The organism is Methylocystis echinoides (assembly GCF_040687965.1).
Lineage (GTDB): Bacteria > Pseudomonadota > Alphaproteobacteria > Rhizobiales > Beijerinckiaceae > Methylocystis > Methylocystis echinoides_A.
Window position 1 is genome coordinate 573588 of the sequence record NZ_CP156084.1, and the last position, 19821, is coordinate 593408.

18 protein-coding genes and 2 tRNA genes are annotated in these 19821 nt (G+C 64.2%); 8 read left to right on the plus strand and 12 right to left on the minus strand.

Going from position 1 to position 19821, the window contains the following annotated elements; translation table 11 throughout:
- The first annotated feature begins 97 nt into the window (after positions 1 to 97).
- Positions 98 to 1807 carry a PepSY-associated TM helix domain-containing protein gene (locus RVU70_RS02715; protein ID WP_363349553.1) on the plus strand — a complete coding sequence of 570 codons (1710 nt, stop codon included), beginning with the start codon at positions 98 to 100 and terminating at the stop codon, positions 1805 to 1807.
- A gap of 316 nt (positions 1808 to 2123) precedes the next feature.
- Here the strand turns inward: RVU70_RS02715 and RVU70_RS02720 are convergent, their stop codons facing one another.
- The 4 genes from RVU70_RS02720 to RVU70_RS02735 all read right to left on the minus strand — a co-directional run bounded on the left by RVU70_RS02720 (position 2124) and on the right by RVU70_RS02735 (position 6520).
- Positions 2124 to 2471 carry a hypothetical protein gene (locus RVU70_RS02720; RefSeq protein ID WP_363349554.1) on the minus strand — a complete coding sequence of 116 codons (348 nt, stop codon included), beginning with the start codon at positions 2469 to 2471 and terminating at the stop codon, positions 2124 to 2126.
- Positions 2472 to 2509: 38 nt separating this feature from the next.
- Entirely contained in the window at positions 2510 to 4642 is a 2133-nt protein-coding gene (locus tag RVU70_RS02725) for a TonB-dependent receptor domain-containing protein (protein ID WP_363349555.1), read from the minus strand.
- Positions 4643 to 4783: 141 nt separating this feature from the next.
- Positions 4784 to 5776, minus strand: a complete 993-nt coding sequence (locus RVU70_RS02730; protein WP_363349556.1) for a porin family protein — start codon at positions 5774 to 5776, stop codon at positions 4784 to 4786.
- Between the two features lie 270 nt (positions 5777 to 6046).
- Positions 6047 to 6520 (minus strand): hypothetical protein, encoded by a 474-nt coding sequence (locus tag RVU70_RS02735; protein WP_363349557.1) that lies wholly within the window; start codon positions 6518 to 6520, stop codon positions 6047 to 6049.
- A gap of 234 nt (positions 6521 to 6754) precedes the next feature.
- Here RVU70_RS02735 and RVU70_RS02740 point away from each other — a divergent pair, with 234 nt between their 5' ends.
- On the plus strand, positions 6755 to 8062 hold the full coding sequence (locus RVU70_RS02740; protein WP_363349558.1) for a DUF4214 domain-containing protein: 1308 nt from the start codon (positions 6755 to 6757) through the stop codon (positions 8060 to 8062).
- Between the two features lie 164 nt (positions 8063 to 8226).
- Here RVU70_RS02740 and RVU70_RS02745 read toward each other — a convergent pair whose 3' ends face one another.
- Together RVU70_RS02745 and RVU70_RS02750 are read right to left on the minus strand one after the other, a co-directional pair.
- Entirely contained in the window at positions 8227 to 8358 is a 132-nt protein-coding gene (locus tag RVU70_RS02745) for a hypothetical protein (RefSeq protein ID WP_363349559.1), read from the minus strand.
- Between the two features lie 265 nt (positions 8359 to 8623).
- A tRNA-Arg gene (locus RVU70_RS02750) sits at positions 8624 to 8700 on the minus strand.
- A gap of 125 nt (positions 8701 to 8825) precedes the next feature.
- On the opposite strand from RVU70_RS02750, the gene RVU70_RS02755 reads away from it, so the two are divergent.
- Positions 8826 to 9947: a methyltransferase gene (locus tag RVU70_RS02755; protein WP_363349560.1), complete on the plus strand. Its 1122-nt coding sequence runs from the start codon at positions 8826 to 8828 to the stop codon at positions 9945 to 9947.
- Between the two features lie 38 nt (positions 9948 to 9985).
- Here RVU70_RS02755 and pgi read toward each other — a convergent pair whose 3' ends face one another.
- Positions 9986 to 11623, minus strand: a complete 1638-nt coding sequence (gene pgi / locus RVU70_RS02760; RefSeq protein ID WP_363349561.1) for a glucose-6-phosphate isomerase — start codon at positions 11621 to 11623, stop codon at positions 9986 to 9988.
- A gap of 173 nt (positions 11624 to 11796) precedes the next feature.
- On the opposite strand from pgi, the gene RVU70_RS02765 reads away from it, so the two are divergent.
- On the plus strand, positions 11797 to 12843 hold the full coding sequence (locus tag RVU70_RS02765) for a hypothetical protein (RefSeq protein WP_363349562.1): 1047 nt from the start codon (positions 11797 to 11799) through the stop codon (positions 12841 to 12843).
- Here RVU70_RS02765 and RVU70_RS02770 read toward each other — a convergent pair whose 3' ends face one another.
- Positions 12844 to 13806, minus strand: coding sequence for an L-threonylcarbamoyladenylate synthase (locus RVU70_RS02770; RefSeq protein ID WP_363349563.1), 963 nt, complete (start codon positions 13804 to 13806; stop codon positions 12844 to 12846).
- On the minus strand, positions 13803 to 14555 hold the full coding sequence (locus RVU70_RS02775; RefSeq protein WP_363349564.1) for a peptidase: 753 nt from the start codon (positions 14553 to 14555) through the stop codon (positions 13803 to 13805). Before RVU70_RS02775 ends, RVU70_RS02770 begins: the two co-directional genes overlap by 4 nt.
- 108 nt (positions 14556 to 14663) lie before the next feature.
- Between RVU70_RS02775 and mtnA the strand changes: the two genes are divergently transcribed.
- A complete protein-coding gene (gene mtnA, locus RVU70_RS02780) occupies positions 14664 to 15758 on the plus strand; it encodes an S-methyl-5-thioribose-1-phosphate isomerase (protein WP_363349565.1) in 1095 nt (364 codons plus the stop codon).
- Here the strand turns inward: mtnA and RVU70_RS02785 are convergent.
- The gene (locus RVU70_RS02785) at positions 15755 to 16405 is read right to left on the minus strand and encodes a class II aldolase/adducin family protein (protein ID WP_363349566.1); all 651 of its coding nucleotides are present in this window, start codon (positions 16403 to 16405) and stop codon (positions 15755 to 15757) included. The genes mtnA and RVU70_RS02785 overlap by 4 nt on opposite strands.
- Before the next feature lie 79 nt (positions 16406 to 16484).
- Between RVU70_RS02785 and RVU70_RS02790 the strand changes: the two genes are divergently transcribed.
- Positions 16485 to 16561: transfer RNA gene (locus tag RVU70_RS02790), tRNA-Ile, on the plus strand.
- A 22-nt stretch (positions 16562 to 16583) separates the two neighbouring features.
- Here RVU70_RS02790 and RVU70_RS02795 read toward each other — a convergent pair.
- Both RVU70_RS02795 and RVU70_RS02800 read right to left on the minus strand, forming a co-directional pair.
- Complete coding sequence (locus RVU70_RS02795) at positions 16584 to 16901, minus strand: hypothetical protein (protein WP_363349567.1); 318 nt, start codon at positions 16899 to 16901, stop codon at positions 16584 to 16586.
- Between the two features lie 1045 nt (positions 16902 to 17946).
- A complete protein-coding gene (locus RVU70_RS02800; RefSeq protein ID WP_363349568.1) occupies positions 17947 to 18246 on the minus strand; it encodes a hypothetical protein in 300 nt (99 codons plus the stop codon).
- Positions 18247 to 18415: 169 nt separating this feature from the next.
- On the opposite strand from RVU70_RS02800, the gene RVU70_RS02805 reads away from it, so the two are divergent.
- Both RVU70_RS02805 and RVU70_RS02810 read left to right on the plus strand, forming a co-directional pair.
- The gene (locus RVU70_RS02805) at positions 18416 to 19474 is read left to right on the plus strand and encodes an alpha/beta hydrolase (RefSeq protein ID WP_363349569.1); all 1059 of its coding nucleotides are present in this window, start codon (positions 18416 to 18418) and stop codon (positions 19472 to 19474) included.
- 36 nt (positions 19475 to 19510) lie between these two features.
- Positions 19511 to 19804, plus strand: a complete 294-nt coding sequence (locus tag RVU70_RS02810) for a hypothetical protein (RefSeq protein WP_363349570.1) — start codon at positions 19511 to 19513, stop codon at positions 19802 to 19804.
- The last annotated feature ends 17 nt before the right edge of the window (positions 19805 to 19821 follow it).

The following is a 19821-nucleotide window of genomic DNA, read 5'->3' on the forward strand; positions in this document are numbered from 1 at the left end:
CCAAAACCGAAACGCCCGCCGCAGGACTCACGCCGTCTGACACGGCTGCGCGCCAAGAGACGCGGCGCGGTTCGCCACTGTTGCGAGGGAGGCTCGCATGACTTTTCTAGACTCCTTTTTTCGCCGGTCCGCCATTGACGACGCCCCTGGCGTGACGGAGACCGCCCAGCGTCCCGCGCCGAAGACGGAGGCGGGCGGCTCCAGGCTCTACCGATGGTCGTTCGTCATTCACAAATGGGCGGGCCTGGCCGGCCTGGGCTGGCTCGCGGCGCTCGGCGTGACCGGCTTTCTGATGGATCACGACGAGTGGCGCTGGATGCAGCAGGGCAAGGCGCCCGCTTGGCTGACGCCCGTCGACCTACAGGACTTCGCCGCACGAAACGTGGTCCGTTTCCACCAGATCGACCCGACGTCGTCCTCGAACCGCATCGCCGGAGGCCCGCGCGGTTTGTGGGCCTCTTCCGACGGCGGCGCGAGTTGGACGGCCACTCGCTTCGTCGACGGCGACCATCCGCAAATTTCGGGCGTTACGCCCGATCCGGCTCTCGGCTGGGGACGTCTGTGGTTTGCGACCGACAACGGCGTCTATCGCTCGACCGACAAGGGCGCCGCCGCCGCGCCGGCGGGACTTGCGGGCGCGCATGTCACCGCGATCGCCGCGAGCGACCGGGCCGACCAGCTCCTGCTCGTCGTCGACAAGTCGAAAGTGCTGCGCTTCGGGACAGACGATGGCCAGATCGAAGAGATCGCGCTGTCGCCGCTCGACGAACAGACCCGGCCGCCGACCGTCGACCTCATCCACTTCGTCCACGACCTGCATTTCGGCCGCGCCTTCTTTGATCCGCTGACGTCGCTTGTCATGAACGACATTGGCGGCCTCGGCATGTTTCTGCTGGCGCTCACCGGGCTGCTCTACTGGGGACTGCCAAAATATTGGAAGTCGCAGGGCCGTGAAGCGGGGCGCGCCTCGAAGGCCGCTAAGAAGACGACGATCAAGTGGCTCTTCAACCTGCACAGCCCGACTGTCGGCTTGGCGTCGGTCGTGATGCTTCTCTATCTCTCGGTTACGGGGGTTCTGCTCGGCCATGGCCGCGAGCTCCTGATGTGGATGCGCTCGGTGCAGGTGCCGCAAGCCTATCTCACGCCGGCCTTCGCGCTGAAATCCTGGGACGGCTGGATCGAGGCCATCGTGGCCTATCCGGACGCGCCGGGGGTTTTCACGATCGGCAGCCGCATCGGCATGTTCACGACGGCGGACGGCGGCCAGACCTTCGCGCGCGAGGAAGACGCGAGCGGCCGGCCGGTGGTCGCCGCCGCACGGCTACGCCGAATCGGAGACAAGGTGCTTGTCGCCAATGGCATGGCGGGACCGTCCACGATCCGTCCTGACGACCGCGCCCAGGAAATCGTCGCCGCGCCCGAGAAATCGCGCATGCTCGGCGTACCCGGCCCCGGCGGGGCGCGTCCCGCTGCGCCGCCGGACGCGGCGGAACGACGGAAGAAACTGGGCATGGGCGGCATGGAAGGCATGTTCATGCCGACCGACGTGACTGAGCTCGACGACAGGCTGCTGTGGAAGAGTTCGAACAAGTTCTTCGTCACCGACGAAGAGGGTCATTCGCTGGAATCCTTCGAAGTCGCTCAACCACCAGACGAAGGCGTTCCCTGGATTAACTGGATCCTGCGTCTGCACATGGGAACGCTCCTCTGGTCGGAATGGAAGTGGATCAACGACGTGTTCGCGATTGGCGTCGTGGTTCTCTCAATCACCGGCCTCGTTCGCTGGTGGCGAAAGAAGTGGCTTTGAGGGAAGAAGCGAAGGGAGGGCGCGTCGGTCCAATGGCCTTTCCCCCGTCTCCGATATCTCTCGGCGCGCTTCCCCCCGATTCGCACGCGCGGCGCCGCCTGAGCGCCCTCTGCGGTCCGCGTCGTGCGCCAAAGCACATACGCTTCGTGGTCGCCCGGAATATTGTCCGTCCATCGGCTGGCGGACCCCTGCGACCAACCCGCTGACCGAAGAAGCCGCCGGAGTTTGAAACCCCTCCGGCGGCTTCGCTGGATTTACGACGCCGATCGCCGAGTGAATGGCGACCCTCGGCAGCAGGGTCGTCAGCCTTTCGCCACTAAAACTTAACCGTCAAGCCAGCAATGACGTTGCGGCCCATTCCCGGCACAGGGCTCGGAACGGGGAAACGGCTGTAGTTGTAATTCGTCCAGACCATGTAGCCCGCCATGTTGAAGCCGCCCAGCGCTGGGAAATAGAGTGTATTGGTCAGATTTTCGATCGCGAAGTCGACCCTGAAATTTTGCCACTCGTAGCTGCTGCGGAAGTTGAACAGCGTATAGGCGGGGGTCATTTGCTCCGCTCTTTGCACCGACACATGCGTCTTCGCGCCGACCGTGTAAACCTCAAAAGCGTTCGTCCAGCCGCCCAATTTGTGTTCCAGACCGACGCGCGCGTTTATCGGCATGATGTGGTAGAGACCGTCGCCTGCGCGCTGCGACGAGGTCAGAATGTAGCATTGCGTATCCTGGTAATAGTCCTGCAGGGTGACATTCTGCCCCGTGGTCGCGAGGCAATTCTGCGGATTGCCACGTCCAGATCGACGCCGTAAGTGTAACTTACGAGCGCGGTTAGATCGAAGCGACCGAGGCTGTCCTCTTCATAGAGTTTGGCGCGGCCATTGGCGTCGACGCCATAGATGATCGCCCTGTGGTTGACGAATTGCAGCTCCTGGAACGTATAGGGACCGGCATTGTAGTAGCCGCCAAAGCGGAAGCTGCTGACGCGCTGCGCGTTGATGAAATTATTGACGAAGCTGAAATAGGGAGCGATCTTGGCCTCTATGCCGCGCTCCTTGTCCTTGAAGGCCCCCGAAACGGAAACCGTGTGAGCGACTTCCGGTTGCAGGGCGAGATTGCCGACATAGCCGTTGCCGTCGCCAAACTGATTGATCATCGCCGTCGTCATGGAGCTTACGCCCCAGGAGTAACGCTCATAGAGATTCGGCGATCGAGTCTTGCGGGCATAGCCGGCCTCGAAGGCCGTATTTTCGGTCGGCTTGTAGCGAAACTGCGCGGTGATGTTGAAATTCGGATCGAAACGCCGGCGGTCCTGCTGGTTGAAGAGAGCGGCGGCCGTCGCGTCAGGATTCTGCATCTCTCCCGGGCGCCAGAGATTGCCGGAAGTCAGCATGGGCATGATCGTCGGATTGTTGGGATCATACGCCTGGGCCGCGTCGACGTTGGAGAAGACCAGATCGCTGCGCACGCCAAAAAGCGTTTCGAGTTGCGGCGACCAGTTGGTTTCGACCTCCGCGTAATGGCTCCAGCGGTTTCGCATTCCGTTTTGGATGTTCCACTGTGTGAAGGGCGTCATCATGAGCATTTTCATGCTGTAGATGTCCGGAAACGGCGCCATGAAGGTCGTGTTGTCCAGCATCGTCATCACGCCGCCGCCGGGAATCGGCTCCCACCAGTCGTTCAGCCTGAAGCCATGGAATTCGCTCCCCACTCGCAACAGGAGCCGCTCGTCGATCCTGTGATCGAGGTTGATCGAATAGCCGTAATCGAGGCCGGTTGTATCCATCGGCATGTTGTTGGGCTGCTTGTCCTGCAAGAAACCCATCTTGTGCGCGGTGGAATTCCAGTAGAGACGCGCGTCGACAACGCCCCAGTCGATCGTTCCGTTATATTTGGCCTCGGCCAGATACCCCCGGTTCCCGATCATATCCATGCGCTGATTGACGAATCCCTGATAGGGGATGTTTTCGTACGCGACGCGCAGCGACGCCAAATGCCCATCGGCCCGATAGGCCAGGGTTCCGGAATGATTCTCGGAAATGAAGTCTGTCGAGAACGCCTCTGCATTGTTTCCGCCTGCGTTGTAATTGCGGCCGCGCGCCCAAGAACCGTTATAGAGGAAGGCAAAACGATCCATTGCCTCGTTGACCGTCGCCGACGTGCTGATCCCGACGTTGTTCGAGCGATAGGCGCTTGAAATTTCTCCAGAGGCAAGCATGTTCACGTCCGAACCGTGCGCCCACTTACCCGCCTGGAACAACGGCGCCATCGTCCCGCCGACCTGTTTTTCCTCCGAGGCGCCGGGGCTCCGCGCCAAAAACACGGGCGATTTCGGCTCTGCAATGATGGTCCCACCGATGGAGTCGCCCCCCTTGCTGACGGGCACGACCCCCGAATAGACCTCTATCTTCTCGACGTTGTTCGAGCCGGTATAGGAGAGCGGCGGGTTCATATGGTTGGCGCAGGCGGAAGTGATGCTCACGCCGCCCGTGAGAATTTTCACACGATCGTCCGCAAGGCCCTGGATAACGGGAAGGCGGGAGACGCCGCCCGCTTCATACATGGTGACGCCCGGCGTCCGCTCGAGAAGCTTCGTAGCATCTTCGGACTGGACGCGCAGAACCTCGATCTTCTGTTCGTCGACGATCGAAGGTCGGCTGATCGGCGCCGTCTCCTGCACGGGCTGTGGCGGCTGCGCCGTCGTCGCCCGAACGGGCGTCGGCCGGCTTGCGGAAACGTAAAGATCCGGGAGCTTCGTCTGGGCGACGGCCTCCGAAACGGCAAGCCGTCCGACGCCCAGAACAATCGCACTGCATGTCAGGAGTCGCGCTTGTAACATCGCTTCACTCTCTCTGAGCGGAAAGCCGCCTGGCGCGCCGAAGAACGCAATCTGTCAGCGACGAGCAGTTTGGGTTTCGAACAGCGGCGGTCGCCGGAAGAGGGGGGACCCTCCTCCGGTAAGCTGACGACGTGGCGCGCGTCAGTATTTCGCGATGACCGGAGCGGAAGCGCCCCAGTTGAAGTGGTAATTGACGCCGGCGCGAGCAATCACGCCGTTTACGTTGACCCGCGTGTGGGGAAAGAGCCCCTGCGCTTCGCCGATCACCGCGCCCATTTGAGCAGGAAGCCCGGAAGCCGGCGTGTTCGCATATCCCTGCACAGTGAGATTGCCCAGATCGTAGTAGAACGCTTCAGCCTTCAAAGACCAGTTCGGCGTAAACAGCCATTCCAGGCCGCCGCCGGCGTTCCAGCCCACGAGCGTGGTCGACGCATTTCCACTCCCAAACCCAGTCTGCGAGTAAGGGTAATTCAGCATGCCCGTGTTGATCCAATTGGTTACGCTCACATAATTGGCGTTCACCGTAGCCCCGCCATAGGTCAGTCCGCCCGTGCCATAGACGAGAAGAGTGGGGGTGACGAGATAACCCAGGCGCCCGCGCACAGTGCCGAACCAGTCGAGGGACGCCTGTACGTTGCCGTAGCCGAACACCTGTCGGTCGGCGTGCGGCATGTTCATTCTACCCATCCGGTAGGAGTCGACGGCGGCTCCCGCATAGCTCCCGGAACCATTCATGGTGGCGCCCTGTATGTCCGCCTCCAGGCCGATGAGCACGCTTGAACCCCACTGATAGTTGTAGCCAATCTGGCCGCCGCCGGCGAAACCGCTCAGATTCGCCGAGCCCTGCCCCGAGTTGGCGGCCTGGATCGCCCCGAATGTGCCCGCCAGATTTGGAACCGCCCATGTCGTGAAATAGGTTGACGCATATTGATCCCAGGCGGACGTCGCGGTCGTGACGCCATTGCTGCCGCCAAAGCCGTAGCCGGCGTTCAAACCGACATAGAAACCGCTCCACAGCGGCGGCGGCGGCGCCGGCGGCAACGGCGGGGCCTTGCGAGCGGGAAGGTCGGCGGCGAGCGCGCCGCCAGCGGAAAGCATGAGCGCGAACGCCGCGAGAGAGGCAGTCGATTTCATTGAAGTCCATCCTGGGTTGAAAGCTGCTTGCTGAAGGCCCTCCCCGCAGGCAAATGGGAAGCGGCCTGTTTTGATGGGCGCGGTTCAGCGTCGAGGAGGCTTCGCGTCGACGAGTCCTTTTCCCTGAATCGCAACGGCTCACGGGTCTGCGGAAGAGCCATCTTCAGGCCCCGCAGCCGAGAACAACTCATGCGCTGACGAACGCCGCCGTTTTGAAAGATTGTATGTGGCGGAAGACGCGCTCTATTCGCCGACACGTCCGAAAGACGATCAGGTCGAAGGCGGACCTTGCGATGTCCACGTGCTCGCCCAGCCCTCAAGGCCGGATGCGAGCGGCGGGTCTTCATGCGCATAACTCGGCTGGTTGGCGCTCTCCGGTCGCAGAATCGCCAGCAGGAGGGCCGAAAGCGGCGCGACGACGAGCCCCGAGCCCTTGTCGCCCGGCATCACGCATGAGGCGCAACTCGTCCCGCCCGCATGCCCGCCCGTGGGTAGGTCCGACTGGGACCCGTCCTTGGCGCATCTGACGCCGGCGACCCACTGTGAAAGGGTGACGACCCTGGCGTAGCCCGCGTGACCACCCCCCCGCTCCAGCAGCAAGGAAACGCCCCCTTGAACGACAAGCGAGAAAGCCAGAGCGACCGCGATGAACGCGGCGGCGCATGACTTTCGACGATGGTCGAGCGTGAGCATGGCCGTATATTCGAGAAGCGTCGCCTGAATAGCAACCGCATTCGGCGCCATGCGCGCAGATCGTGTCCAACTGTTGCTAACCAGCAACGCTCAAGCTATGACGAAGGCGCGGCCTCGGAAATCCCGCGCTCTCACGCCGCCGCCAAATTGCGTGACGCAGTCGGCTTTTCGGCGTCGCCGGCTTGCGGAGACTGCAACTTTGAGTTGGTGGCCGGAATGCATCAATGCGCCGCCAGTCCGAGCAACGCGCGTCCGGGACGACTTTCGTGAGTGGGAGAAAGCCAAATGACGACCGTCGTTGATAACTTCAACCCTGTTCTCACGGGCGTTTACTACGGCGACAGCAATCAAGACGCTATTTGGGCCGGGCATGGCATGCCGCCCGGCTATCTCGAGAACTTCGATTTCTCGCAGGCCGTTTTTTATAGTTTCGAGCAGATCAATTACAACTGGATGGCGATGGACATGCCCGGCAAGGCAACCTTTTCGTCCTCTCAGTTCGGCGACGGCCTTATCGGCAATGACGTGCAAATCTACGGCGCGTGGGGACGAACGGACTTCATCGTAAACATGGCGAGCGGCGGTTCGCTGAACATGTCGGCCTGGCAGTTCGTACAGGGAAAATACTACAATTGGCTCACCGGTGAAGATTATGTATTCATCAATGGCGCTCCCGGTAATGAAACGATCATTGGCTCGCCTGTCGCCGACACCTTCGTCTTCAAGGGAAACTCCGCCGACTACAAAATTTCTTCGAATGGAGCAGGGGGCTTTATCGTGAGCGACGCAGTCGCCGGTCGCGATGGCCGCGACAGCATTACCGGCGTGGAGTTTCTGCAATTCCGAGATCAAACGGTCGCGACATCGAGCCTCACTCCTGCGCCCCCCTCGTCGCCCCCGGCGTCGGCGACGCCTCAGCAATTGTTGCTCGGCCTTTATGCGGCCCTTTATGATCGGGCCGCTGAGATGCCCGGCTATTCCTATTGGGTTGACTACCTCCGCCAGCAACCTGACGCTCGGGGGGTGACATTGGCGAACGCGCATGTGGGAAGCACGACGTCGCAAGACGCAAAGGCGCTCGGGCAGGCCTTTGTCACAACCCAGAGCGCCTTCTTCGACGCGACATACGGCAGGTTGAGCGATCCTCAGTTTGTCGAGGCGCTATACACGAACATCGGCGGGAACGCTGGCGATGCTGGCGGCATTCGATATTGGACCAGCCAATTGCAAGGCCTTCGAAGCGAGGGCCTGGGCACGCAAGCTGCACGCGCTCAAATCGCCGGCGCATTCGTGCAGGCGATGATCAGTTACGATATTCCCGCAAACGCAGCGAGCCTGTCGTCTTCAGAATTCCAAGCTGCGGTCGAGCGCCAGGATTCCTTCAAGAACAAGATCGCCGTTTCACTGGCTTATGCGAATGCGTCGGGGCAGACAGGCGGGGAGATCCTCGTCCCCCATAGCGTCACGGATGCGGCCTATCAGGCCGCGATACGCGCGATTGATCACGTGACGTTCGACGTCCGCACAGTGAACGTCGCCATTCTGGGGATCAACAATTCTGTCGCGCATCAGGATCTGTCACTGATCGTCTGACAAGGGGCTTGCTCAAGAACTTCGCTGTTGACTTGTGGCTCTGCCATGAACCTTGCCAACATGCTGAGCTCTCGGCGTCCGAGCCGTGGATGCTCGCCTTTTGCGACATCGCGCAAAGGGAGCGGATGAAGACGCCACCTTGCCTTTTCGGTCCCAAAGAAACATCACGGGTCCATGCAGTAGCAGGCGGAGCCATCGAAGTTATTGAAACCCTCAGGAGCGGCGGAAGCCGTGCTAGCGAAGCCGATGCTCAGGGTCAGAGCGAAGGCCGCGAAGATCGTGATCAGCTTGGTCATGGTGGGCTCCGTCAGTCCTGTCCGTGTTTCGATGATTGACGGTAGCTCATCCAAAAGCGAACGTCGGTGCGTCGGCGCACATGGCCCTTGAGCCGTTTCTCCCTCGGCTAGCGGCCTGCCGCCGCCATGGGAGGCGTTGCCACCTTTGGCGCCTGCTGTTGACGCAAGCGTGCTGGACGATGGCTGTCGGCTGCTCGCAGATAGCTGGGCGGCGGCTAAGCTGAGCAGCTCTCAGCCGCCCCTGCCTCTAGCTCTCTGATCTGACTGGCGCGCCCGGCACGATTCGAACGTGCGACCTCTGCCTTCGGAGGGCAGCACTCTATCCAGCTGAGCTACGGGCGCGTGACGCGAGTCCGGGTCTTCTTCTACAGGAAGCGGCGGCCGCCTGCAACGTCGGAGCCGCTTCTGGGCCAGGAAAGCTCATGCTATTCCGGCGCAATCACGGGAGGGTCGGGATGGCGCGCTTTGTGGCACCTTTCTTTGAAGAGTGGCGGGACCGATTGCGGGCGTGGCGGGACCGCCTCATTGCTGATCCCCATTTCCAGCGCTGGTCGCTCGCCAATCCGTTCACGCGGCCCATCGCCCGCCGGCGCGCCCGCGCGGCGCTCGATCTCACGGCCGGTTTCGTCTATTCGCAGGTGCTGTTCGCCTGCGCGCGGCTGAAGCTTTTCGATGTTCTGGCGGCCGGGCCGCTGACGGTCCCGGCGCTGGCCGGCCGGCTCGGCCTGTCCGAGGCGGCGACCCGGCGGCTGCTCGACGCCGCGGCGTCGCTCGATCTCGCCGAGCGGCGTGGCGCCGAGCGCTACGGGCTCGGCCAGCTCGGGGCGGCCTTTGCGGGCAACCGCGCCGCGCTGTCGCTCGTCGAGCACCAGCCCCTGCTCTACGCCGATCTCGCCGACCCGGTGGCGCTGCTCAAGGGCGAAAAGCGCGCGCGGCTCGCCGATTATTGGCCTTATTCCGATCTCGAACAGCCCACGGCGCTTCAGGCCGACGCGGTTGCGCCCTACAGCGCGCTGATGGCGGCCTCGCAGCCGATGGTGGCGCAGGAGGCGCTCGACGCCTATGACATCTCTCGCCACAAACGGCTGATGGACGTCGGCGGCGGCGAGGGCGTGTTTCTCTGCGCGGCGGCGGCGCGCGCGCCGCATTTGCAACTGACCCTCCTCGATCTTCCCGCCGTCGCCGAGCGCGCCCGGACGCGGCTCGACGCCGCCGGCCTCCTGTCGCGGACGGACATCATCGGCGGCGACTTCTTGCGCGATCCGCTGCCGCGGGGCGCCGACGTCGTCACCCTCATTCGCATCGTTCACGATCAGGATGACGCGCGGGCGCTCGCGCTCTTGCGCAATATCCGCCAGGCGCTGGAGCCCGGCGCGACGCTTCTCGTCATCGAGGCGATGTCGGGCGTCAAAGGGGCCGAGCCGCTCGACGCCTATTATGGCTTCTATACGCTCGCCATGGGTCGCGGCGAGCCGCGCCGCGTTGAGGAAATCGAAGCGCTGTTGCGCCAGGCGGGCTTCGGCGGATTCGAGCTTCTCGGCAATGCGTTGCCGACGCTCACGAGCATTCTCGTGGCGAAGGCGATCTGAACTCCTCGCCGCTGATCGGGACAGGGGGGCGGGCGCGCTTACCTATGCGCGCGCCGCCACTCGATGAGCCCGGCGGTGGATTGATCCAGCCCCGTCGTCGGCCCCGAGGCGTTCTCGACGATCGGCGCGAGCCGGTTCGCAAGCTCCTTGCCGAGCTCCACGCCCCATTGGTCGAAGGGGTTGATGTCCCAGATCACGGACTGCACGAAAACCTTGTGTTCATAGAGCGCGACAAGGCGGCCGAGCGTGCGCGGATCGAGGCGGCGATAGAGAAAGACGCTCGACGGCCGGTCGCCTGAAAATACCTTATGCGGCGCGAGCCGCTCGACTTCTTCGTCGGAAAGCCCCTGCCCGCGCAATTGCGCCTTGGCCTCGTCGAGCGTGCGCCCGCGCATGAAAGCCTCGGCCTGTGCGAGGCAATTCGCAACGAGCAGCGCATGATGACGCGCGTCGGCGGCCGTCGGCTCGGCGGCGACGAGGAAGTCGATCGGGGTGACGTCGGTTCCCTGATGCAGCAGCTGGAAGAAGGCGTGCTGCCCGTTGGTGCCGGGCTCGCCGAAAATCACCGGCCCGGTGGCGTGGCCGACGAGGCGCCCGTCGCGCGTAACGGACTTGCCGTTCGACTCCATATCGAGCTGTTGCAGATAGGCGGGGAAGCGCGCCAGACGCTGGTCGTAGGGAATGACCGCATGCGCGCAGCGTTTCATCACATTGCGATGCCAGACGCCGAGCAGCCCCATCAAGACGGGAATATTGCGATCGAGCGGCGCTGAGCGGAAATGCTCGTCGATGTCGCAGCCGCCGCGCAGGAACTCGGTGAAATTCTCCGGTCCGACGGCGATGACGAGCGCAAGCCCGATCGACGACCACAGCGAGTAGCGGCCGCCGACCCAGTCCCAGAAGCCGAAGACGCAAGTGGGGTCGACGCCGAAAGCGGCGACCTTGTCGAGTTTCGTCGACACGGCGGCGAAATGTTTGGCGACCGCCGCTTCGCCCAGCGCCGCGACGAGACGCGCGCGGGCGCTGGCGGCGTTCGCCATTGTCTCCTGCGTCGTGAAAGTCTTGGACGAGACGATGAAAAGCGTGCGCGCGAGATCGAGGTTCGCGAGCGTATCGGCGAGATCGGCGCCGTCGACATTGGAGACGAAATGCGTGCGCAGCCCTTCATCGGCGTAAGGCGAGAGAGCGCGCGCCGCCATCGCGGGGCCAAGATCCGAGCCGCCAATGCCGATGTTGACGACATCGGTGAATGTCTGGCCCGTCGCGCCCTTTGCGTCGCCGCTGCGAATGGCGCGGGCGAAGGCGAAGACCTTCTCGCGTTCGGCGTCGATCGCCGGGCGCATGTCGACGCCGCCGATAATCAGCGGCCGGCCCGAAAGATCGCGCAGCGCCATATGCATCGCCGCGCGCCGTTCCGTGTTGTTGACCTCGTCGCCGCGAAACAGCGCGTCGCGCCGCGCTTCGACATCGCGCGCCTTCGCGAGCGCGACGAGCAGATCAATCGTCTCGCGCGTGACCTTGTGCTTGGAAAAATCGAAGAGAAAATCATCGAGCCCGATGCTGAAATTCTCGAAGCGGGCGGCGTCGGCGGCGAAGAGGTCGAGCGTCCGAACCGCTTCAAGCGTGGGCGCATGAGCATCGAGCGCGAGAAAAGCGGCGGCGACGGCGTGGGACATCTGGCGTCTCGAAATGGAAGGAGCCGCCGAATCGGTCGGGCTCGGGGACGAAAGTTTTAGCGGAAAGCGGCGTTTTCCGCAGCGCGCCCAAACCTATCTTATTTTTGACTGTATTATGACAGCCGGATATGAAATCCGTATCGCTTGGATGACGCTTCGGTGACAGGAACGCCATGATGCACCCGATCCCCTTCCTCGACCTGCGCGATGGCGGCCCCATCGCTCACGCCAGGGCGCGGACCGAGGCCGCCGCGGCGCTTCGCGACGCCTGCCTCGGCAAGGCCGCGCCTTTCGGGCGCATTTGCCTGTCGCCGATCGATCGACTGGCCGCGAACTGGCTGCGCCGTTCGGCGTCGAAATACCGCGCCGAGCTCGAGCATGTTGCTGAAATTCTCGGCTTTCCGGGCGCCGTTACGCTCAACATGGCCTATCTTTTCGCCTGCACGACCCAAGCCTTCGAGGGCGCGGACGGCCTGCCGCGCATCCGCCGCACGCTCGACTGGCCGTTTCAGGGGCTCGGCCAGGCCGTGGAGATGGCGTGGCAATCGGGGCCGGCGGGCGAATTCTACAACGCCACCTGGCCGGGCGCCGTGGGCGTGCTGACCGCCATGGCGCCGGGACGCTTCTGCGCCGTCATCAATCAGGCGCCGATGAAGCGTCGCCTCCGCGGTCCGCTCGGCTTCGCCTTGGACGCCGCCGTCAATCTGCGCGACGCGCTGTCGCTCGAAGGCGGCTGGCCGCCGGACCATCTGCTGCGCTACGCCTTCGAGACCTGTGAGACCTTCGAGGAGGCGGTGCGTCTCATCGCTCGCGAGCCGCTGGGCCGGCCGACGCTCTTCACCCTTGCCGGCGTTCGGCCCGGGGAAATGGCGCTGATCGAGCGCACAGAGCGAGAGGCGCGGATCTACCGCGGACCCGCGATCGTCGCCAATGACTGGCAGGAGCCCCAGCCCGGCTGGCAGGCGCGCATGAGCGAGGCCAATAACATCGCGCGGCGGGCGGCGATGCGCGATGTCCTGCCGGAGGCGGCGCTCTTTTCCTGGGTGAAGGAGCCCGTTTTGAACCGCCTGACACGGCTCGCCGTGGAAATGTCCGCAGCCGGCGACGGCGATTTCGCTGCGCGGGGCTATGAGTGTCCCTTCCTGTGGAAGGGCGAGCCGCGCGCGGTGACGCAGGACTTTCATCTGCGGACGGCCGCGCCGGCGGCCTTGGCGGCCTGACTACAGCTTCGGGGCGGCGGCCCGGCGCAGACGGTCGTTGATGGCCTCGCCGAGCCCGCGTTCGGGAATATGCGCGACCGCCACCCTCTCGACGCCTCGGGCGTCGAGCTCACGCAGAGAAGCGAAGAGATTGGCCGCGGCTTCCACGAGATCGCCGTTCGGGGACAAGTCGATCGTCACGGTCCCAGGCGGCGCGCGGCCGCTGAGCCGGCCCCCGAAATCGAGCGCCGCCTCCCCCTCGATGAGCTCATGGGCTTCGAGTCGAAGCCTAGCGTTGGGCGCATAATGCGAGGCGGTCATGCCGGGGGCGGTCACCTCCGCATGCGCCGGGGCGACGAGCTTCTGGCCCAGAAGCTTCTCGATCTTCTCGCGCGGGATCGCGCCCGGCCGCAGCAGCGTGGGCGCGTCCGCGCAGAAGGAGACGATCGTCGACTCGAGCCCCGCCGCCGTGCGGCCGCCGTCGAGGATCATGTCCACCCGGCCCGCGAGGTCTTCCGCGACATGCGCGGCCGTCACCGGGCTGACATGGCCCGAGCGATTGGCCGAGGGGGCCGCGATCGGCCGACCGAACGCGCGGATGAGCGCCATCGCTACGGGATGGTCTGGGATGCGCAGCGCGACGCTCGGCAGCCCCGCACGCGCGAGGTCGCACACCGAGCCGCCCGGCGCCGCGGGGGCCACAAGGGTGAGCGGGCCGGGCCAGAACGCCTGTGCGAGCGTCAACGCCGCTTCCGGGAGCAAAGCCTCGCGCTGCGCCGCGTCGATGTCGGAAACATGAGCGATCAGCGGATTGAAGGAAGGGCGCGACTTGGCGTCATAGATGCGCGCGACCGCCCAGCCGCTCGTGGCGTCGGCCCCGAGGCCATAGACGGTCTCGGTCGGAAAGGCGACCAGCCCGCCGTCGCGCAAAATCTCCGCCGCGCGCACGATCGACGCCGGATCGGCGGGCGCGAGCGTGGTCACGGGGCGCGGCCTCGATAGGGCGGCGCGGGGATGGCCATATGCGCGGCGCGCAGCGCCTTGGACCAGCGCTCGCGCAAATCCCTGAAATACTCGTCGCTCGAATCGATGCGCGTCGAGACTTCGAGTTGGAACGCGTCGCGGCGCAGCAGCGCAATGTCGATCGGCAGACCGACGGACAGGTTGGAGCGGATGGTCGAATCCATCGAAATCAACCCGATCTTCAGCGCGTCGTAAATGTCGGTGTCGAAGTTGACCGCGCGGTCGAGGATCGGCTTGCCGTATTTGTGCTCGCCGATCTGCAGGTAATTGGTGTCCGGCGTGCATTCGATGCAATTGCCGGCGGTGTAGATCATGAAGAGCCTCGGCGCACCGCCCGCGATCTGGCCCCCGAGCAGCAGCGACACGTCGAAGCTGACGCCGGCTGATTGTTCGGCGGAATTGAAAGCCTCCATGCGCGCGCGCCGCACGGCGCGGCCGACGAGTTGCGCGGCCTGGAGCAGGGTCGACGCGGTCATGGCGTTTTCGACCTCGCCAGTGTCGGGATTCTCGAAGCCTTCGGAGAGAAAATTCACCACGCCCTGGGTGACGGATAGATTGCCGGACGTCGCCAGCAGAAGCACGCGCTCGCCCGGCTTCTCGAAAATATGCAGCTTGCGGAAGGTGGCGATATTGTCGAGGCCGGCGTTGGTGCGGGTGTCTGCGACGAGCACGATGCCGTCGCGCACCAGAATGCCGCAGCAATAGGTCATGGACGCTCCCCAGCCGACCGCGCCGCCCGTGCGCCGCGCCCGCCCCGTTTACAAGTTCCGGGCCAAAAGGCACAAGGGCAAATACCCGCCCCCTCCGACCGGCGAATCATGCGCATCAACGGCCAGGACTTCCAAACGATATGGCTCGACGCCGACGGCCGGCGAGTCCATGTCATCGACCAGACCCGCCTGCCCCATCGTTTCGAGACCTCGACGCTCGCCACCATGGACGACGCCGCCAAGGCGATCCGCGACATGATCGTGCGCGGCGCGCCATTGATCGGGGTGACCGGGGCTTACGGCCTCGCGCTCGCCGCTGCGGCGGACCCCGCGGACGCGGCGATCGCGGCCGCCTGTGAGACGCTGCTCGCGACCCGCCCGACCGCCGTCAATTTGCGCTGGGCGCTGGACCGGGTCCAAGCGCTGCTGCTTTCGGCGGCGCCGGCCGAGCGGGCGGCGTTGGCCTATGCAGAGGCCGGCCGGATCGCGGACGAAGACGTCGCCTGCTGCGCGGCGATCGGCGACCATGGCGCGGCGCTGATCCGCGCAGCGGCGGAACGGCGGCGGGGCGAGCCGGTGAACATCCTCACCCATTGCAACGCCGGCTGGCTCGCCACCGTGGATTGGGGCACGGCTCTGGCGCCCATTTACAAGGCGGCGCGGGCGGGCGCGCCCCTTCATGTCTGGGTCGACGAGACGCGCCCCCGCAATCAGGGCGCGAGCCTGACCGCTTTCGAACTCCTGAGCGAAGGCGTGCCGCATACGGTGATCGCCGACAACGCCGGCGGCCATTTGATGCAGCACGGCCTCGTCGATCTCGTCATCGTCGGCACGGACCGCACGACGCGCAGCGGCGACGTCTGCAACAAGATCGGCACCTATCTCAAGGCGCTCGCCGCCCATGACAATGGCGTGCCCTTTTATGTCGCTTTGCCGAGCTCGACCATCGACTGGCGCATCGCCGACGGCGTGGCGGAGATCCCGATCGAGGAGCGCGGCCCGCGTGAAGTGACGCATATCAGCGGCCGCACGGCCGAAGGCGCGGTGGCGGAGGTGCAAGTGACGCCCGAAGGCTCGCCGGCGCGCAACTGGGCGTTCGACGTGACGCCCGGCCGCTATGTGACGGGGCTCATTACGGAGCGCGGCGTCTGCGCGGCGACCGAAAGCGGCCTTTCGGAGCTCTTTCCCGATCTCGCCGGCTAACGGTCGCGCGGGCCGTAGCTCTTGAAGCGTTCGACGGTCCGAAGGATTTCGTCGTCGGGGAGGATGACGGGCTCGCCCGCCACGGCGCCGAGGTAGTAGACCTGCGCCAGCGCCTCTAATTCCACCGCCCGCCACAAGGCCTTGCCCATAGTGTCCCCGACGACGATGGCGCCGTGATTGGCGAGCAGGACGCCGTCTCGGTCCTGCAACCCCTCGACCACGAGCCGAGAGAGCTCCGCCGTCCCGTAGGAGGCGTAGCCGACGCAGGGCACGCTCGGGCCGCCGAAAGCGGCGATCATGTAATGCACGGCGGGGATCTCGCGCCGCAGCGTCGCGAGCGTCGTGGCGTAGGTCGAATGCATATGCGCGACGGCCCGAACGTCCGGCCGCGCTCGATAGACGTCGAGATGAAAGCGCCACTCGCTCGACGGCGGCAGCGGCCCCTCATAGGCCCCGGTCGTATCCGAAAGCGGCATGCGGGCGATCATCTCCGGGCGCAGGTCCCGGGCGGAAACGCCGCTCGGCGTGACCAGCGCGGCCTCGCCCAGGCGCAGAGACAGATTTCCCGCCGAGCCGTGATTGAGCCCCAGCCGCTCGAGCTCCAAAGCTCCGGCCACGATCTCCGCCCGCGCCTCGCCTTCCTTCATCGTCCCCATCCCTCGCGCGGCGATATTGCCCCTCCGACGGTTTGCTGTATAGGGACGTAACGCCCGCTCAATGGCGCAGGGGCCGGTAGCTCAATTGGTTAGAGCCGTCCGCTCATAACGGACTGGTTGGGGGTTCAAGTCCCTCCCGGCCTACCAATGCAAAATACAGGCATTGATTCTACTTTGCTTTCAGGTCTCCCGTCCGCACGGGGGAGCCGGGTGCTCCATAGAACCCTGTTTCGTTCTCTCCGAACTTGGCCATTCCATCCCGCACGAGTCGTTTCCGGTCGGCCTTTTGGCTGTAGCGCGCCGACTCTTGCGAGCCGTCGGCCCAGCCGTAGATCGCGTTTAGTTGCCGCGCCGTCACGCCGTTATTTGCGAGTCTGGTGGCGCCCACCACCCAGCGGCCAATGCGATCAAGATGCCAGCGGCAAACTGTAGCAAACCACCAAGGCAGATTCGGAAAAGGTGAGATTGTCGACATCAAAATTGACATGTGGCGACAACCCCCCTTTATATGAACTTGGAATCATCCATCACCTGGAGGATTTCGTCATGAAATCACTCTTTCTTGCTTCTATTGCTCTCGTCGTAACCTGTGGCGTTGCTTCTGCTCAACTCGCAATACAACCGTCTCTGAGGCCGGTTATTCCGATTAACCCGCTGGGAACTCCGCTCCAACCGAGACTGCAACTGCCGATACGCACCACTCCAGTTCAGCCTCTCTTGCTGCCCGCAAATCCCCGCCAACCCAATTGTGCCTGTCCCGTTAGCGTTGGTGAACCGTTCCAATTTTAGAACTATAACGCTTTCAGCCAACGGCTTTCGGGGCGAAGCTCGATTGCTAGGAGACGCCCGTGTGAATGGAGTTCCCTAGGCCAGTTTAGGTTGACATTGTAGCGCTTTAACCGGTTGTCGCTTCTGTGTCGCCGCCGGGCCGGGAGCGCGAGGCGGTCAGCGGCCTTTCGGTTTTTTCCCCGGATTCGACGGCGCAGGCTTCTTTGCAAGCGAGGCGGTTGTCGCCTTCCTTGCAACCGGCGCGGGCTTCGGCCTGGCGGGTTCTCTCGTCATCCGGCTTTTGGGGGCTTGGCTCGAAGCGGGCGCGGCCTGCTTTGCAGGGGTCACCGACGGCGCTGGCGCGGGCGTGGGAGCGGCGGGTGTGTCCATTGCGGTCGGCGGCGACGGCGAGACAGGCTCTGCCGGGATCGGCGCCGGCTTTTCCGCAATCGGAGCCGCCGGCGGCGCGACAGCGGGAGTCACAACAGTCTCTGCAACATGTGGGGTCGGCGGCGTCGCCGCCGGCGCGGGCGCGCGAGCTTCGGCGTCGTCGGTTTTCCGCGAGGCTCCGGGAAGCGGCGGAAGCATCCACAAAACAAGGAAGCCGAAGAGCGTGAGACCAACCACGCCCAATAAAAAATTTCTCATAGGCAATCCTTTCGAAACCGAAGGAGCCGGATGTACTCAATTCTGCTCTAAAACCGTTACAGTTGGCAAATGCAAAGCCAAGCGAAATAAGGCCGCGCGCCTTCAACTTAGGAGACTTAGTTTTTCCTGTCTCGACGATAGTGCGGCGGAAGCGGCGCAAAGCGTTCGAGCGCCGTGATGGAAAAGAAACCGCCGATCCATGCGCCGAGCGCGGCGAACAGAACATAGGCCCAATTCGACGTATAACTGATAACAGCGAAGGCTGACAGCACGTACCACGTGCTGCTCCAGCCGGCCGCTGCATAGCGGCGGCGCATCGACACCGCCGCATTGAAAAAGACATAGACGGCGTCGGTCAAGGCTGTCGATAAGACAACGCCAGCAGCGACCCAAGGGTCGATCGGGGGAATAGTCACGTGAGGGTCACCGCGTTTAGTGGAAGGAGCATCAGGACTAAACGAGATCGCCGCTTACTGTAAATGCGATGTTTTTGGCGCGTCCCAGGCAAAGAAACGCAAAGCCTGGTCCAAGGCCGCGACCCCCGCTAATGATTTTGTTGTTATGCTTTTCGCGAAAGAGAATCGAATGAGCGCACCAGGCCAAGACCCGACCAAGGCGACGGGCGACCGCGCCACCTGGTCCGGCGATGCAGGCGATCGACCGGCGACCGACGTCTGGCTCGCGCAATTCGAGCCGGCATGGCGCCCGCTCGATCCACAACTGCGCGACGTCCTGCGCATGATCTATGCGCGACTGAAGGGACTGCCCCCTCCGGCGCAGCTTTCGCCGGACGAACTTCGGACGATCAATTCCAGCCTGTCCTTTTTCTTCGGCGCAGGCGCCCCCGCGCTCCCGCATATCGAAGAGCGCACGATCAGCGTACCAAGCGGTCGCGCGCGGATCAGACTCTATGATCCAGGCGCCGCCGCCCCGGCGCCAACGGTCATTCTGCTGCACGGCGGCGGCTGGGTCATGGGGAGCGTCGACACCTATGACGGCTTCGCCCGCCAGATCGCGCAAAGATCGGGTCTTCGGTGCCTGAGCGTCGACTATGCTCTCGCGCCCGAGCATCCTTTTCCCGCGCCGCTGGACGACTGCATCGCGGCCGTCCGCTGGGCGGCGTCCGAGGGATCGACCCTCGGCGTTGACGCAAGCAGATTGGCAGTCATTGGAGACTCCGCCGGCGCCAACCTCGCGCTCGCTCTCTGCCTCGCGCTGCGCGACGCCGGCGACAGCCCGATCCGCGCAGCCGCGCTGCTGTACGGCGCCTATTCCCTGGACCTCGAAACGCCGTCCCATCGCGCCTACGGCGGCGGCGCATATTTTCTTGGCTCCGCCGACATGGGTCGATACCTCAACGACTATCTTCAAAATGAAGCCAGCCGGCGAAATCCGCTGGCGGTTCCGCTACTCGCCAAGCTGACGGGCCTGCCGCCGCTCTACGTCGCGGCCTGCGAGTTCGATCCGTTGCTGGACGATTCCAGATCTTTGGCGGCGCGCGCCGACGCGGCTGGCGCTCAGCTCGAGTTTCATGCCTGGAACGGCGTCGTGCATGGCGTCGCAAGTTTGATGGGCTGGATCGACGCCATGGGCCCGCGCGTCGATCATCTCTGCGATTTTCTCAGACGCGCCACCCGCCTATAATTTCCCTGAAGAGCTGAAGCGATAGTGGAGAGGCGCGTGATCAGGATTGTCGAACACCGAAGCGCCCTGCCGAATGGGCCCATTATCGCCCTGCATATTCGCCGCGACGCGAACGCCGAGCCGTCCATTTTCGCCCGGGTCGCCATTGAGGTGTTCGGAAGAAGTCCCGCGCCGGACGCCTTTCCGGAGCGCTTGCCGGTTGCGGACGCTTTCCTGCAGGCGTTGTCCTATGCCGAGCGCCAGGGGATAGCGGTGATGTGGATCGATGATCCGCTCGGCCTGTTCCCGCCGCAAAAACGTCCGGCGCCAGACGCGCGCCTCGGCGGCTGATACATTCTTTCCCAAAC